The 14492-nt window shown below is 72.7% G+C and carries 14 protein-coding genes; 5 read left to right on the plus strand and 9 right to left on the minus strand.

What is annotated here, in order from left to right; genetic code table 11:
* Positions 1–8 precede the first annotated feature (8 nt).
* On the minus strand, positions 9–488 hold the full coding sequence (locus tag ACPXCS_RS26295; protein ID WP_425951105.1) for an ATP-binding protein: 480 nt from the start codon (positions 486–488) through the stop codon (positions 9–11).
* 163 nt (positions 489–651) lie between these two features.
* Here ACPXCS_RS26295 and ACPXCS_RS26300 point away from each other — a divergent pair, with 163 nt between their 5' ends.
* Positions 652–1029, plus strand: coding sequence for an STAS domain-containing protein (locus ACPXCS_RS26300; RefSeq protein WP_425951104.1), 378 nt, complete (start codon positions 652–654; stop codon positions 1027–1029).
* Positions 1030–1297: 268 nt separating this feature from the next.
* Here ACPXCS_RS26300 and ACPXCS_RS26305 read toward each other — a convergent pair whose 3' ends face one another.
* Positions 1298–1924: an HAD family hydrolase gene (locus ACPXCS_RS26305; protein ID WP_425951103.1), complete on the minus strand. Its 627-nt coding sequence runs from the start codon at positions 1922–1924 to the stop codon at positions 1298–1300.
* An 89-nt stretch (positions 1925–2013) separates the two neighbouring features.
* The gene (locus ACPXCS_RS26310; RefSeq protein ID WP_425951102.1) at positions 2014–3369 is read right to left on the minus strand and encodes an acyltransferase; all 1356 of its coding nucleotides are present in this window, start codon (positions 3367–3369) and stop codon (positions 2014–2016) included.
* Positions 3370–3630: 261 nt separating this feature from the next.
* Here ACPXCS_RS26310 and rfbH point away from each other — a divergent pair, with 261 nt between their 5' ends.
* Positions 3631–4932: a lipopolysaccharide biosynthesis protein RfbH gene (gene rfbH / locus ACPXCS_RS26315; protein WP_425951101.1), complete on the plus strand. Its 1302-nt coding sequence runs from the start codon at positions 3631–3633 to the stop codon at positions 4930–4932.
* Between the two features lie 89 nt (positions 4933–5021).
* Here rfbH and ACPXCS_RS26320 read toward each other — a convergent pair whose 3' ends face one another.
* Positions 5022–6251 (minus strand): macrolide family glycosyltransferase, encoded by a 1230-nt coding sequence (locus ACPXCS_RS26320; protein WP_425951100.1) that lies wholly within the window; start codon positions 6249–6251, stop codon positions 5022–5024.
* A gap of 46 nt (positions 6252–6297) precedes the next feature.
* Positions 6298–6906, minus strand: a complete 609-nt coding sequence (locus ACPXCS_RS26325; protein WP_365099075.1) for a dTDP-4-dehydrorhamnose 3,5-epimerase family protein — start codon at positions 6904–6906, stop codon at positions 6298–6300.
* A 187-nt stretch (positions 6907–7093) separates the two neighbouring features.
* Here ACPXCS_RS26325 and ACPXCS_RS26330 point away from each other — a divergent pair, with 187 nt between their 5' ends.
* Positions 7094–8077: an NAD-dependent epimerase/dehydratase family protein gene (locus ACPXCS_RS26330; RefSeq protein WP_425951099.1), complete on the plus strand. Its 984-nt coding sequence runs from the start codon at positions 7094–7096 to the stop codon at positions 8075–8077.
* A 109-nt stretch (positions 8078–8186) separates the two neighbouring features.
* Here the strand turns inward: ACPXCS_RS26330 and ACPXCS_RS26335 are convergent, their stop codons facing one another.
* The 4 genes from ACPXCS_RS26335 to ACPXCS_RS26350 all read right to left on the minus strand — a co-directional run bounded on the left by ACPXCS_RS26335 (position 8187) and on the right by ACPXCS_RS26350 (position 11597).
* Entirely contained in the window at positions 8187–8978 is a 792-nt protein-coding gene (locus ACPXCS_RS26335; RefSeq protein WP_425951098.1) for an AfsR/SARP family transcriptional regulator, read from the minus strand.
* Positions 8972–9988, minus strand: coding sequence for a dTDP-glucose 4,6-dehydratase (gene rfbB, locus ACPXCS_RS26340; RefSeq protein WP_425951097.1), 1017 nt, complete (start codon positions 9986–9988; stop codon positions 8972–8974). The genes ACPXCS_RS26335 and rfbB overlap by 7 nt, the downstream gene beginning before the upstream one ends.
* A 101-nt stretch (positions 9989–10089) precedes the next feature.
* Positions 10090–11337 (minus strand): activator-dependent family glycosyltransferase, encoded by a 1248-nt coding sequence (locus ACPXCS_RS26345; protein WP_425951096.1) that lies wholly within the window; start codon positions 11335–11337, stop codon positions 10090–10092.
* 47 nt (positions 11338–11384) lie between these two features.
* On the minus strand, positions 11385–11597 hold the full coding sequence (locus tag ACPXCS_RS26350; protein WP_425951095.1) for a ferredoxin: 213 nt from the start codon (positions 11595–11597) through the stop codon (positions 11385–11387).
* 389 nt (positions 11598–11986) lie between these two features.
* Between ACPXCS_RS26350 and ACPXCS_RS26355 the strand changes: the two genes are divergently transcribed.
* Together ACPXCS_RS26355 and ACPXCS_RS26360 are read left to right on the plus strand one after the other, a co-directional pair.
* Positions 11987–13210: a cytochrome P450 gene (locus ACPXCS_RS26355; RefSeq protein ID WP_425951094.1), complete on the plus strand. Its 1224-nt coding sequence runs from the start codon at positions 11987–11989 to the stop codon at positions 13208–13210.
* A 61-nt stretch (positions 13211–13271) separates the two neighbouring features.
* Positions 13272–14492 carry a cytochrome P450 gene (locus ACPXCS_RS26360; RefSeq protein ID WP_425951093.1) on the plus strand — a complete coding sequence of 407 codons (1221 nt, stop codon included), beginning with the start codon at positions 13272–13274 and terminating at the stop codon, positions 14490–14492.

Consider the following 14492-nt stretch of genomic DNA (forward strand, 5'->3'; position numbering starts at 1 on the left):
GACTGCGTCTACTGAGGGCTGCGTCCTGTGATGGCTCCGCCGGGGTCGTCCAGCAGGGCGATGCGAGCGGTGATGCGCTTGCCGACCGGCTCGCGCTGGACCTCGAAGCCCTGAGCGACAGCCATCACGATCTCCAGCCCGTGCTGTCCGACCCGTCCGGCATCCGCGGCCCGGGCCACCGGCAGCACCGGCTCGGAGTCCCACACCACTACCTCCACCATGTCGCCGGCGATGCGCAGGTTCAACAGCACCGGGCCGGGCGCGTACTTGCGGGCGTTGGTGACCAGCTCGCTGACCACCAGCTGCGTCAGGTCCATCGCACGCTGCGAGACGGGCAGGCCCTGCTCGCTCTGGACCCGGGTGAGGAACTGTGTCGCGAGGTGGCGGGCTTGGGCGATGACCGTGCCGTCACCTTCCAGGGCCATCGTGGTCTGGATGGTCTGCTCCTCTGGTGCGGCGCCGTCCTCACTCACAGGGACTGCTTCCATTCACGGCCCGCTTCTGCTACCCCGTTCACACCCCCGCGCCTACCCGCACCCGCGCGGCACACGCACCACTCTGCCGCGCCGGCTCCCCACCGGCGCGGCAGCATCGCCCGCACGTGCAGGGCAGCACTTCGGGCAGAAGGTCTTGATGTGCAAGTATCACCGAATGGCCGAGGAACGAAAGACAGGCACCGGGTGGGCTGCACCGGCCGGCGGGCTGTCGGTCGTGGCCACCGCTACAGACGGCATCCGCGTGCTCACCGTGACCGGGGAGATCGACCACCACACCGGAGACCAGCTGCGCCGCGCCTTGGACGTCACCGGCACCGCCCGGCCCCGGATTGTGATCGACATGCGCCAGGTCACCTTCATGGACTCCACCGGCATCAATATCCTCATCGCCGCCTACCAGGCCCTCACTGGGGCCGGCGGCTGGCTTCGCCTGTCCGGAGCCACCGACTCCGTCCTATACGTCCTGCATATCGTCGGCATCGACGAGATCATCGAATGCCACCCCACCCTGGATGAAGCCTTGGCCTACTGAGCCGCTCCCGCCGCAGGCCCCCTCGGGGGGCTCATGAGCCGCGGGGAAGGCGTCCGCCCAGGGACGCGACGCTCATTGAGCACCGCCGCCGCCGAGGACTAGAAACTAGACGGGCCACGGCGTGGGAGCGAATAGAGCCCCTGTTGCCGCAGGTGGATGGGCGTGGTCGTACCCAACCAGGATCTTTTGTCAGACAGGACCTGGCCGGCCCGAGCGCCGCCACGGACGCGCCGGCGGCGGTGAGCGAGGTGGGCCGTGCGGACGTGCGCTACCTCGTCCGGGCGGCCAGCCGTTCCAGTGCGGGGATGATCGTACGGAGGTCGTCGCCGTCCGCGGCCGTGGTCGCCAAGGCGCGGACGTCGTCCGGAGCGTTGAAGGCGATGCCGATGCCCACCACGTCGAAGAGCGGGCCCTCGGCGGGGCACGCCCCGACGGCGGCGCAGTCGGTGAGAGGCACACCGAGTTCGTCGGCCCGTCGCACGGCGAACTCGCGTTGTGTCATGACCCGCACCGGGGCGGTCGCGCGGCCGGTGAAGTGGCCCGACCTGACCTCCAGGGGCCGGCCCGAGTAGGAGTGGAAGCCGAACCGGTCGGCCAGGTGAGCGGCGATCGGCGTCCAGGTGAGGGACAGGGCGACCGGGACCAGTCCGCTGCGCCAGCACCAGTCGGTGGTCTCCTGGACGCCGGGGAGGGGCGCGAGATCCCCCAGTTCGGCGCGCAGCGCGTCCTCGGACACTCCGGCCCAGCGGGCGGCGTCGGGGCGCGCGTCGTCCGGCTCGGCCGCGGTCGTGGACGCGCGCAGGCCGAGACGCTCCTCGACGACATGGGTGAGGGTTCGTCCCCGCACCAGGACGCAGTCCAGGGAGAAGAAGACGGCGCCGACGTGATCGACCATGAACACGATTCCATCATGCCATCGGGGGCGCGCCCCCTGCGGAAATGTGCACGATCGCTCCTCAAAGCGTGCACGGACGGGCAGGCGGTTCAGGGGCGTTCGCGCGAGCGTTCCGCGGGGTGCAGGCGTCGTGACCACTCGGTGGTGCGCAGAGCTTCGGCCGCCTCGCGGGGGACGCTGAGGTGCACGTCGCGGCTGTGGTCGTCGTCCGGTGTCGGGGTGATGAGGACGGTCCACGGGATGGGGATCGCGGGGTACTCGAACCAGAACGGCCGGCCGGCGCCGAACTCGATCGCGTACACCGGCAGCCGGCTGACGTTGTTGAGGGCGACGGTGCCTTCGAAGGCGTCCAGGGCCATGCGGCTGAGTACCCGGTTCGTCCGGCCCGCGCGCCGCTGCGCCTCCAGGAACGCGGTCTCCTCGCTGATCCGGCGCGCGGTGACACGGTCGAGGGCCTCACGGACCGCTGACGCGGTGTGCGCCAGGGGTTCCTCCCGCAGCGCACGGGCCGGCAGTGCGGCGGTGGTGTTGGAGACGGCGTTGCCCCAGTACCCGGGCGGCAGCCGGTCCGCCAGCGCGGTGCGCAGACCGACCACGATGCCCAGTCGCTCCGTCGCTTCCGGGTCCCGGTCGCGCAGCCGGCCCAGGACCCGCCACACGTGGGCGCTGAGGGCGTCACCGCTGGACGCCCGGGTGCCGTCGCCTCCGGTGCGTGCGGTGTCCCGCAGCGCGAGGACCTCCGCCGCGGAGAAACGGGTGGTGAGGGTCTGGATGCGGCGGGCACGCGCGTTGACCCGCCAGAGGAAGCCGAACTTGCCCCGTCCGGTGACCACCGTGTACTGCGGGTCGTCCGGAGCGGGTGGCGTGCCGGCGGCGAGGCCGTCCAGGAGGGCGCGGTCGTGGGACGGCGCCGGATGGTCCAGTCCCCGGTGCGTGCGCGACCAGTGCAGGAGGAAGTCGAGGTATCCGCCGCCGTCGACCAGGCTGTGGTTGATCGTGACGCCGAGGACGGAGCCGCCACGCAGGTGCGTCACCTTGACCGTCAGCAGCGGGGTGTCGTGACCGACGACCCGGAAGGGGTTCACGGAGTGGACGTAGTGGCGCAGATCGGTCCTGGCCGATCGGCCGGGGCCGTAGTCGGGCATGGGCCGGTCGCGGTGGTCTTCGGCGAACACGGCACCGGCGTCGTTGCAGACGACGCTCAGGCCGCCGTCCGTGTCCCGTTCGAGGCGCCCGGTGAGCAGGGGGTAGTGCACGAGGGTCCGGCGCAGCGACTCCCGCAGGGCGGCGGCGTCCAGGCGCTGCCGGTAGTAGAAGGTACGGGCCGTGGCGAAGGTGCCGGTCATCAGGTCGTAGACGCTCAGCCGGACGCGTTCACCACTGGCCGCTCCGGAGCGCAGGAGCACGGTATGGTCGGCGTCACCTTCCGCGGGGCCGCGTTTCATGGGCGTCTCCAGATGGTCGGTCGGAGGGGCGGTGGCCGGACGCTCCAGCCTGACCGGTACGGGGCGAGGAAATCCCTAGACCCGGCGCGGGGCCCGCCTTTTGGTGGATCCCTAGAGTTGTCCGGCAGCGCTGGCCCACGGGCGCGCCCGCGTGCTGGTCTGGGGTCCCCCGATCGATCGATTCGGGCGTGGGGACCCGCTTCGACTGCGAGCCGGCCGTACGTCTCGTCCCCACCGGCACACACAGGAGGCCATCAGCCGATGGGGTACGACAAGACCGAAATCCTCGATCTGGTTCGCGCATACCACCGCTCCAGCGTCTCGTCGGGGTTCGTGCCGGGTGTCACCCCGGTGCAGGCCTCCGGCGCCGTGCTCACCGAGGACGACCGCGTGGCCCTGGTCGAGGCGGCCCTCGACCTGAGGATCGCCGCAGGTGTCAGCACACGTCGGCTGGAACGGTCACTGGCGAAGTACTTCGGCCTGCGCAAGGCCCATCTGACGAACTCGGGTTCCTCGGCGAACCTGCTGGCGCTCAGCTCGCTGACGTCGCCGCAGCTGGGCGAGGACCGCCTGCGGCCCGGCGACGAAGTGATCACGGTGGCCGCCGGCTTTCCCACGACGGTCAACCCGATCCTGCAGAACGGCCTCGTGCCGGTGTTCGTCGACGTGGAACTGGGCACGTACAACGCCTCGTTCGAGCGGGTGGAGCAGGCGATCGGCCCGCGCACCCGGGCGATCATGATGGCGCACGCGCTGGGCAACCCGTTCCCGGTGCGGGAGATCGCCCAACTGGCGCAGGACAGGGATCTGTTCCTCATCGAGGACAACTGCGACGCCCTGGGCAGCACGTACGGCGGGCAGCTGACCGGCACCTTCGGCGACCTGGCGACGGAGAGCTTCTACCCCGCGCACCACATCACGATGGGCGAGGGCGGCTGTGTCCTGACCGACAACCTGGTGCTGGCCCGGATCGTGGAGTCGATGCGCGACTGGGGGCGGGACTGCTGGTGCGAGCCGGGCGAGGACAACCGGTGCTTCAAGCGTTTCGAGCATCAGATGGGGTCGCTCCCCCAGGGCTACGACCACAAGTACATCTTCTCCCACGTCGGCTACAACCTGAAGTCGACCGACGTGGCAGCGGCACTCGGACTCCAGCAGCTCGGTCGTATCGAGGAGTTCGGTGCCGCGCGCAGGCGGAACTGGGCCCGGCTGCGGGAGGGGCTGGACGGGCTGCCGCACCTGCTGCTGCCCGAGGCCACCGAGGGCAGCGACCCCAGCTGGTTCGGGTTCGCCATCACCGTGCGCCCCGACGCGCCCTTCGCGCCGGGTGCGCTCATCGATCACCTGGAGTCCAGCAAGGTCGCCACCCGGCGCTTCTTCGCGGGCAACCTCACCCGTCATCCCGCGTACGAGGGGCGGGAGTTCCGGGTCAGCGGGCCGCTCACGAACAGTGACATCACCACCGAGTGCACGTTCTGGATCGGCGTCTACCCGGGTCTGACCGACGAGATGATCGACCACAGCATCAACACGGTGAGCGAGTACGTGACGCTGCCGCACTGACGCCACGCCCCTCCCCTTGTCCGCCCGTGGGTCCCCGGCACCGGTGCCGGGGACCCACGGGCGGGCGCGCGCGGGAAGCGCGGGGGTGTTCAGCCGGCGGCCCGGACCGCGTGGCGGTCGGCGGCCCAGGTCTCCAGCAGGTCGGCGGCCCGGGCGGCGCCACCGGCCGTACGGACCGCCTCCCGCATGCGGGCGAGTGCGGCGGGTGTCTCGGGGTCGGCGAGCAGGCCGGTCACCGCGGCGGCGAGAGCGGGTGCGGTGAGTCCGGACCGGGGCAGCGAGCGGCCGACGCCGCACCGCTCCAACTGGTCGGCGCTCAACACCAGTTCGTGAGCACGGGGCAGTGCCACCACGGGCGTCCCGTAGTACAGGGCCTCCATGAGGCTGCCCATGCCGGCGTGGCAGACGAAGACGTCGGCGTGCGGCAGGACCAGCGGGTGCGGCAGCCAGGGGTGCGCCTCGACGTGCGCGGGCAGCGGCCCCAGCGCCCGCGGATCGCTGCCGCGCCCGAGGGTCATCACCACGTGCCAGCCGGCCGGGTCGAACGCCTCCGCGCACAGCCGGAAGAAGTCGCCCCGGTCCCCCGCCTCGGTCCCCAGGGACACCAGCGCCACGCGCCGGCCGTCGGCGGGCGGCGACCACCGGCCGGAGCCGGGGGCGGGCTCGGCGAAGGTCGGGCCGACGAAGGCGAACCGGTCGTCGAAGCTGTCGCCCTCGATCTGGAAGGCCCGGGGCAGGAACACCAGGTTGCGCCGGTCCCACTCGGCGCCGTAGCGGGCCATCTCGTCGAGGCCGATGCCGTGCTCACCCATGAAGTCGACCATCACCTTGGCGCCCCTGGCCATCACCGGATGGTCGGCGCCCCACATCTGGGCGCGCATCGAGAACGACTCGTTGGCCGCGTGGCTCGGGCACAGCTGCACCGGCACCGCGTCCAGCACCCGGGCGGCGACCCGGCCGGCGGCGACCGTCTCGAAGTCGTACAGGACGACGTCGGGCGGGTCGGCGGCGAACGCCTCCATGGCCGTGGGGAAGACGGTGCGCACGGTGTCGACGAGCAGGTCGTAGCCGTCCTCGGCGAGCCGGTCCGGGGTGGGATCGGCCGCACGGTAGAAGTCGCCGCGGGCGGAGGTGTAGGTGACGGCCTCCGCGCCGATCTCCTCGACGGTGGCGGCGAACTTCTCGTCGACGACGTAGGTGACGCGGTGTCCGCGGTCCAGCAGTTCGCGGCTCACGCCCAGCGTGGGGGCGATGTGACCGAAGTCCGCGAAGAGCAGCAGGGCGTAGTGCAGGCGGGGTGCGGGGGTGCCGGGCGGCATCGGCTCTCCTAGGGGTCGGGCGGACGGCGAGGCCGGCCGGCCGTGATCAGCGGGCGGCCTCGCGGAGCGCCGCGTAGTGCGCCAGGCACTCCTCGTACCCCGCCAGGATCCCGGCCCGGCGGGCCTCGGCGACGGAGATGGCCGAGGAGTCCTTGGCCGACATCAGCGGCGCCTCCGACAGGCCCCAGGGCAGGTCGAGTTCGGGGTCGAAGGGGTCGATGTCCACCTGGGTGCCGGGCACGAACTCGGTGGAGCACAGATACGACACGCAGGTGTCGTCGGTGAGCGCGAGGAAGCCGTGGACCAGGCCCTCGGCGACGAACAGGGTCTCGCCGGTCTCGGCGGACAGCTCGTTCACCTCGTAGACGCCCCAGGTCGGCGAGCCGACCCGCAGGTCGACGACGATGTCGAGGACCACGCCCCGCACCACGCACACGACCTTGGCCTGTCCCGGCGGGAGCAGCGTCCCGTGCAGCCCGCGCAGGGTGTGGCGGCGCGAGACCGAGTAGTTCACCTGCGCGACGGGCACGGGGCGGCCGATCTCCTCGGCCAGCCGGTCGTGCCGGAACGACTCGTAGAAGCTGCCGCGCGCGTCACGCAGGTGACGCGGGGTGATGTGGTACGCGTCCGGCACGGCCATCTCTCGAACCTTCATGGTGACAGCACCGTAGGCAACCCCGGTCGAGGACCGATCCAGGACCGGCCGCGAACGGATCGGGTCGACGGAGCCTCGAGGGATCCTGGACCGGCGGGTGCCAAGGTGGCTGCCGAGCCCCGCGCGTCCGCGTCGCGGGTTGCGGAGACGGACGGGCACGCCTCGGCGGGCCCGGGAGGAGAGCGGCATGACGGAGGTCGGTGTCCGGGGACGACCGGACGGGCCGGGTCCCGGGTCCGGTCGGGTGGTCGTCCTCGGAGCGACCGGTTTCGTCGGCGGGCACGTGGGAGCGGCGCTGGAGGCGGCCGGGTACGAGGTCCTCGCCGTCGCGCGCCGCCCGCTCAAGACCCCGGCGTCCTGGCGGTTCCGGCCGATGGACCTGGCGCACGGCGACCCGGAGGCGCTGACCCGGCTGATCGGGACGGAACGGCCCGTGGCGATCGTGAACGCCGCCGGCGAGGTGTGGTCCCCCGATGCCGAGGGGATGCGCCGCAACAACGAGCTGCTCGTCGACCGGCTGCTCGCGGCGCTCGCCGCCTCCGGGGTGCGGCCGCGGCTGATCCAGCTCGGGTCGGTGCACGAGTACGCGCCGCAGCCGCACGGGGTGTGGCTGACGGAGTCGTCGCCGGAGGAGCCGGTCTCCGACTACGGGCGGACCAAGCTGATGGGCAGCCGGGCGGTCCTGCGGGCCGTGCGGGCCGGGGACGCGGACGCGGTGGTGCTGCGGCTGTCGAACGTCATCGGCGCCGGCACTCCCAGGGCGAGCCTGCTCGGTCAGGTGGCCGCGCAGTTGCTGGCCGGCGGCGAGGACGGGGCGCCGGCGCAGGTACGGGTCTCGCCCCTGCGCAGCAGCCGTGACTTCGTCGACGCGCTGGACGTCTCGCGCGCCGTGGTCGCGGCGCTGCGGGCGCCCGACGCCTCGGGCCGGGTGCTGAACATCGCCAGCGGCACCTCGCAGCACGTCCGGGACATGGTCGATCTGCTGCTCGCGATCAGCGGCCGGCGGGCCACGCTGGTGGAACGGGGCACGGCGGAGCTGCGTCCGGCCGCGGACAACGACTGGACGGGGGTGGACGTCTCGGCCGCGCGCGCGGTGCTCGGCTGGGAGCCGCGGCGCACCCCCCGGGACATGGTGGAGGACCTGTGGCGGGCCGCGGCACGGCAGGAGTGACCGCCCCGGCGCCCGGGGCACCGGGGCGTGCCGTCGCGCCGCAGGCGACGGGGCACGGACGAGGACGTCCGCCCGGCGGTGGGCGCGGGGCGCCGGCGGTGGGCGCGGCTCAGCCGGGGAGCAGGTCGAGGTCCGCGGTGCTGACCCTGTCGGTCAGGACGTGCTGGCGCAGTTGCTGGAGTCCGGGCGAGGGGTCGAGACCGAGCTCGTCCCGCAGCACCGCGCGCAGCCGCTGGTAGACCTCGAGTGCCTCGCTGCGCCGGCCGCACCGCTGGAGGGCGATGATGAGGGAGCCCTGGAACCACTCGTGCAGCGGGTACGCGCACGCCAGTTCCTTCAGGTCGCCCACGAGTTCACGATGCCGGCCCAGCTGCAGGCCGGCGGTGACGCGCAGTTCCTGCGCCTGGAGGTGCAACTCCCCCATCCGCAGGGCGTATCCGCGCAGCAGGGGGCCGTGGGCCACGTCCGCGAAGGGCGGCCCGTCGCACAGGTCCAGCGCCCGGCCGGTCAGGGTTTCGGCGGTGGCGGGGTCGCCGCAGGCCAGCGCGGTGCGCGCCGCGCCGGTCAGCGAGGTGAACTCCTCCGCGTCGCACGCGCCGTGGCCCACCCGCAGCAGGTAGCCGTGCGCGTGGGTGGCCAGCGGCCCGCCGTCGGGACCGTCCGGTTCCTCTCCCTCGTGCAGCGCCTTGCGCAGCTGGTAGGCGTACGTCTGCACGGTCGTGACCGCGCTGCGGGGGGCCTGGCCGGACCACAGTTCCTCGGCGATGGCGGCCAGGGGTACGACGGTGTTGCGGCGGGCCAGCAGGAGGGCCAGGACCTGGCGCACCTTCGGCGCCGTAGGAGTGACATCCCGGCCGTCGCGGGTCGCCCGCAGCGGGCCCAGGGTTCGCCACCTCAGCACGGCACCGCTCCGGAGGACGGCTCGGGCAGGGCGGCGCGGCGGGCGGCCTCCCTCCACACGTCGGGGTTGTCCCGGTACCAGGCGACGGTCTCGGCGAGGCCCTCGGTGAAGTCCTTGCGCGGCGTGTAGCCGAGTTCGGCGCGCGCCTTGCTCCAGTCGACGGAGTAGCGGCGGTCGTGTCCCTTGCGGTCGGCGACGTACTCGACGCTGTCCCAGTCCGCGCCGCAGGCCCGCAGCAGCAGTTCGGTGAGCCGGCGGTTGTCCAGTTCCGTGCCGCCGCCGATGTTGTAGATCTCGCCGGCCCGGCCGCGGGTGCGGACGAGTTCGACGCCCCGGACGTGGTCGTCGACGTGCAGCCAGTCGCGCACGTTGAGTCCGTCGCCGTACAGCGGCACCTTCGCACCGGTGAGCAGGCGGGTCACGAACAGCGGGATGATCTTCTCGGGGAACTGGTGGTGCCCGTAGTTGTTGGAGCAGCGGGTGACCCGCACGTCGAGTCCGTGCGAGCGGTGGTAGGACAGGGCCACCAGGTCCGAGGCCGCCTTGGACGCGGCGTACGGGGAGTTGGGGTGGAGCGGGTGCTCCTCGGAGGTGGAGCCTTCGGGGATCGAGCCGTAGACCTCGTCGGTGGAGATGTGCACGAACCGGTCGACGCCGTGGCGCAGGGCGGCGTCCAGCAGGACCTGGGTGCCCAGCACGTTGGTGCGCACGAACTCGGTGGCGCTGGACAGGGAGCGGTCCACGTGGGACTCGGCCGCGAAGTGCACCACCTGGTCGTGTTCGGCCATCAGCGCGTCGACCACGGTGGGTTCGCAGATGTCGCCGACGCACAGGCGGTAGCGGGGCGAGTCCTGGACGGGGTCGAGGTTGGCCGGGTTGGCGGCGTAGGTGAAGGCGTCGAGAACGGTGACGGTGACGTCGTCGGGGCCGTCGGGGCCGAGCAGGGTGCGGACGTAGTGGGAGCCGATGAAGCCGGCACCGCCGGTCACCAGGATGCGCGTCTGACTCATGTGGATGCGGCGCGTCAGCGGGCGGTGCCGAGCGTGCGCCGTCCTCCTTCCTCTTCGGTGGTGCGGTGGGGGCGGCCCGGTGGGCGTGAGGCCGGCGCGCCTCAGTTGCCCGTGGCCAGGCCGGCCAGCTCCGGCACGACGTCGTAGGGGCTGGGCATGGCGGCGGACTCGTCGCGCAGCCGGCGGGCGGCGGCGACGTGGGAGGGGTCGTCCAGGAGCCGTCGGGCGAGGTCGGCGACCCGGTCGGGGTCGCTCTCGGAGTGGTGCAGGAAGAATCCGGCGCCGGCCTCCTCCAGGGACCGGCCGCGCAGTTCCTGGTCGGCGACGAGGGTGGACAGTGCCAGCTGCGGCACGGCGTTCACCAGGGCGGTGGAGAAGGTGCCCCAGCCGCCGTGGTGGACGACGGCGGCGCAGCCCGGCAGCAGCGTGTTGAGGGCGACGCCGCTGACGGCCCGTACGTTGGGGGGCAGTTCGCCCAGGCGCCGGGTCTGCTCGGGCAGCAGCGCGGCGACGATCTCCGCGTCGAGCCGGGACAGGGAGCGCAGGATGTCCTCGACGCCCACGTAGTCGCCGCCGTACGCCTCGGTGTTGGTGCGTCCCAGGGTGACGCAGATCCGGGGCCGCTTGGGCTCCTCGCGCAGCCAGTCCTCCTGCACGGCACGGCCGTTGTAGGGGACGTACCGCATGGAGACGGTGCGCAGGTCGGTCGCCGGGCGCAGGCTCGGAGGCAGGGTGTCGAGCGTGAACTGCCCGTTGAGGAGCTCCTCGTCGCAGCGTACGCCGTACGGGCGGCCCCGCTCGTCGATCCAGTCGGCGAGGGGGTCCACGCGCTGTTCCTCGGGCATGTCCCGGGCGAGTTCGACGAAGGTGGCGCGGGCCCGGCCGTAGACGTCGGCGCACCACAGCAGACGGGCGTGGGCGGCACCGCAGGCCCGGGCGGCGATGCCGCCCGCGTAGGCGATGGGGTCCCGCACGACGAGGTCGGGCCGCCAGTCGCGGGCGAGGGCGACGAGGTCGTCGAGGATCGGGTCGTTGTAGCGGGCGAATCCGTAGGGGACGCTGATGCTGTAGCGGTCGACCAGGCCGGCGTGGTCGACGTCGCCGTAGCCGAGGTGGCTCCAGTTGGCGACGTCGGCGTCCTGGGAGTCGCGGGCGACGGCCATGTCGCGGTGCAGGTCGTGGTCGTCGCCCACCGGCGCGGCGACCAGGCCGGCGCCGGTGATGGCCTCGGTCAGCGACGGGGCGTTGGCCATCAGCACCTCGTGCCCGGCGGCCGTCAGGGCCCAGGCCAGCGGCACCATCGTGTAGACGTGCGACTTCTCCGGCAAGCCGGCGAACAGGACGCGCATTCGTTTCTCTCCTCGTCGGTGGCCGCGCGGGCGGTGCGCGACGGACCTCAGTCCGTCGGCTCCCGGTCCTCACGTACGGATATGGCGCCCAGCGGGCACGACTCGGCCGCCTCGCGCACCGCGGCGTGCTGGTCGCTCCCGGGCCGGTCGACGAGCAGTACGGCGAGTCCGTCCTCGTCGCGCTGATCGAAGACGGCGGGTGCGACGAGCGCGCACTGGCCGGCGCCGATGCACCGGTCGTGATCGATGGTGATGTCCATGCCGCCCCCTGTTCGCCGGTCGGTCCGGTCACGTGTGCCGGGTCGTGCCCATCTTGGGGGCGTCCCGGGGCGAAGGGGCGCGCGGAGCGGCGCTGTCTGGGGTTTCCTCCAGTGATTGATGCGGAGCGCCTGGCTCCGGGGGCGGAGGTGACCGGCGGGTACTCGGAAAATCCCTAGAGTGCGGCGGCGCCGCTGGCCGGGCACGCCGCGGCCGTGCTGGAGTGGCCGGCAGCAACGGCGGCCCGTGGGAACGCAGTTGGCGCCGACCACCAGTGCCTGGTGCAGCGCGCTCCCGGACCGGCCGTCGTGGTGCCCGTGGCCGGGACGGCCGCGGACGCGACGCGGGACGCGAGCGACCGTACGAACACTGTCGTGAAAGGGGAATCCGGGTGGCGCAGCAAGGCACTTCGGACGTGCTCGACCCTACGCCCGCGGCGGCCCCCCGGCCCGGCCGCGCGCCGTCCGTCGAACCGGACGGCGGCGCCACCCTGCTGGCGTGGGCGGCGCGGATGCGCGAGGAGCAGCGGGCCTGGCGGGACGACTCCGGTCACGTGCACGTCTTCCGGCACGCCGACGTGCAGCAGGTGCTGTCCGATCCCGCCACCTTCTCCTCGGACACGGTGGGCCGCCTGTCGGGCGGCGAGAAGAAGGCACCGCGCGGCACGCTCCTGCTGCTGGACCCGCCGCTGCACGGGAAGATGCGCCGGCTGGTGAGCAAGGCGTTCACGCCCGGTCTGATCGCCGGGCTGGAACCGTGGATCACGGAGCTGACCGGCGAGTTGCTGGACGCCGTCACCGGGGACCGCTTCGACCTGGTGGACGCGCTGGCCAACCCGCTGCCGGTGACGGTCATCGCCCGCATGCTGGGCGTGCCGACGCAGGACCGGGACCTGTTCCAGGGCTGGGCCGACCAGTTGCTGTCCACCGATCCGGAGGACCCCGAGAGCGTGCGCCGCATGGAGGAGACCGCGGTCACCATCACCGCCTACCTCCAGGGCTTCATCGAGGCCCGGCGCGAGGAACCCCGAGCGGACCTGCTGGGCACCCTGGTCGGCGCCGAGGTCGACGGGGAACGCCTCGAGGACGAGGACATCGCCAGCTTCGCCACGCTCCTGCTGCTCGCCGGGCACATCACCACGTCGGTACTGGTCGGCAACGCGCTGATCTGCCTGGACTCCGACCCGGACCTGCTGGCGAAGGTGCGCGCGGACCGTTCGCTGATCCCCGCGGTCATCGAGGAGACGCTGCGGCTGCGGCCGCCGTTCACCCGGATCGAGCGGGTCACCACGACCGCCACGACCGTCGCGGGCCTGGAGGTGGGCCCCGACACGCTGGTGCACCTGTGGCTGCTGGCCGCCAACCGCGACGAGCGGGTCTTCGAGGCCCCGGACGCGTTCCGCCCGGACCGCGCCAACGCCCGGCAGGCGGCCTTCGGTCACGGCATCCACTACTGCATCGGGGCCCCGCTGGCCCGGCTGGAGGGCCGGATCGCCCTGGAGGCCCTGCTGGACCGCTTCACCGACATCCGCGTCGACCCCACGGTCCGGCTCTCGTGGCACGGCACCAACGTCTTCGGCGCCCGGCACCTGCCGCTGTGCGTGGAACGCGCCTGACGTCCCCCCGCACCACCCGCCCTGCCCGCACGCCATCCTCGCCCTGCGACGGAGTGATCCCATGAAGACCCGCCCCGATCCGCCTGTCATCCCTTCCGAGCGCGGCACGTGCCCCTTCGACCCGCCCGCCGCCTACGCCCGGCTGCGCGCCGAGGAGCCGGTCAGCCCGATCACCTTCCAGGTGGCGCCGAAGGACCCCTCCGGCTGGCTGGTGACCCGGCACGACCTGGTCCGCCAGATCCTCGCCGACGACCGCTTCAGCCACCGCAACGAACTGCTCGCGCACGTCGTGGCCCCGCCGTTCCCGATGACCGAGTACGCGCCGCAGCCCTCGCCGCCCGGCTCCTTCGCCAAGACCGACGCGCCCGAGCACACCAAGTACCGGCGGCTGCTGGCGGGCCACTTCACGCTGCGCAACGTCCAGCGGCACGAGCCCCGGCTGGCCCGCATCGTCGACGACGCCCTGGAGGAGATGGCGGCCGAGGGCTCGCCGGCCGATCTGGTGACCGCCTTCGCCGAGAAGGTCGGCCTGCGCTCGACGTGCTCGCTGATGGACGTCGAGCCGGAGCTGATGGACGGCATCCAGGAGCACTTCTCGGTACTGATGGCGCTCACCTACACGCTGGAGGAGTTCATCCACCACGTGGAGGCGATGGACGCCCTCATCCGCCCCATGATCCGCACGCGCATGGCCGAGCGCGGGGACGACTTCTTCGGCAGGCTGGCGGCGACCGGTGAACTGACCGAGGAGGAGCTGGTCAACATGGCCGTGCTCACCCTGGCCGGTTCGCTGGACACCACGCCGAACATGCTGTCGCTGAGCACCTTCGCCCTGCTGGAGCACCCCGACCAGCTGGCCCTGCTGCGGGAGCGGCCCGAGCTGTACGCGCAGGGGGCGGTCGACGAGCTGCTGCGCTACCTCACCATCTCGCACATGGGATCCAGCCGGTGCGCGCTGGAGGACGTGGAGATCGGCGGCACCACGATCAGGGCGGGCCAGACGGTGGTGCTGTCGCTGCCGGCGGCCAACCGCGACCCCGAGGTCTTCGACGACCCGGACCGGCTGGACGTCACCCGGGTGCCGCGCAAGCACCTGGCACTCGGCTTCGGCGCGCACCAGTGCCTGGGCCAGCACGTGGCCCGCGCCAGCCTGCGGATCGGGCTGCGCGCGCTGTTCGAGCGGTTCCCGACCCTGCGGCTGGCGGAGCCGGCCCAGGAGGTGCCGCTGCGGGACCGCGCCGTGCACTACGGCGTGGACCGGCTGCTGGTGGCCTGGGACTGA

Source organism: Streptomyces sp. DT190, assembly GCF_049846985.1.
GTDB lineage: Bacteria > Actinomycetota > Actinomycetes > Streptomycetales > Streptomycetaceae > Streptomyces.

Bases quoted from the DNA above. Each gene is read 5' to 3' on its own strand.
- rfbH (WP_425951101.1), top strand. From the start codon at position 3,631: ATGGGGTACGACAAGACCGAAATCCTCGATCTGGTTCGCGCATACCAC.
- ACPXCS_RS26360 (WP_425951093.1), top strand. From the start codon at position 13,272: ATGAAGACCCGCCCCGATCCGCCTGTCATCCCTTCCGAGCGCGGCACG.
- ACPXCS_RS26325 (WP_365099075.1), bottom strand. From the start codon at position 6,906: ATGAAGGTTCGAGAGATGGCCGTGCCGGACGCGTACCACATCACCCCG.
- rfbB (WP_425951097.1), bottom strand. From the start codon at position 9,988: ATGAGTCAGACGCGCATCCTGGTGACCGGCGGTGCCGGCTTCATCGGC.
- ACPXCS_RS26350 (WP_425951095.1), bottom strand. From the start codon at position 11,597: ATGGACATCACCATCGATCACGACCGGTGCATCGGCGCCGGCCAGTGC.
- ACPXCS_RS26310 (WP_425951102.1), bottom strand. From the start codon at position 3,369: ATGAAACGCGGCCCCGCGGAAGGTGACGCCGACCATACCGTGCTCCTG.
- ACPXCS_RS26330 (WP_425951099.1), top strand. From the start codon at position 7,094: ATGACGGAGGTCGGTGTCCGGGGACGACCGGACGGGCCGGGTCCCGGG.
- ACPXCS_RS26295 (WP_425951105.1), bottom strand. From the start codon at position 488: ATGGAAGCAGTCCCTGTGAGTGAGGACGGCGCCGCACCAGAGGAGCAG.
- ACPXCS_RS26305 (WP_425951103.1), bottom strand. From the start codon at position 1,924: ATGGTCGATCACGTCGGCGCCGTCTTCTTCTCCCTGGACTGCGTCCTG.
- ACPXCS_RS26300 (WP_425951104.1), top strand. From the start codon at position 652: ATGGCCGAGGAACGAAAGACAGGCACCGGGTGGGCTGCACCGGCCGGC.
- ACPXCS_RS26320 (WP_425951100.1), bottom strand. From the start codon at position 6,251: ATGCCGCCCGGCACCCCCGCACCCCGCCTGCACTACGCCCTGCTGCTC.
- ACPXCS_RS26345 (WP_425951096.1), bottom strand. From the start codon at position 11,337: ATGCGCGTCCTGTTCGCCGGCTTGCCGGAGAAGTCGCACGTCTACACG.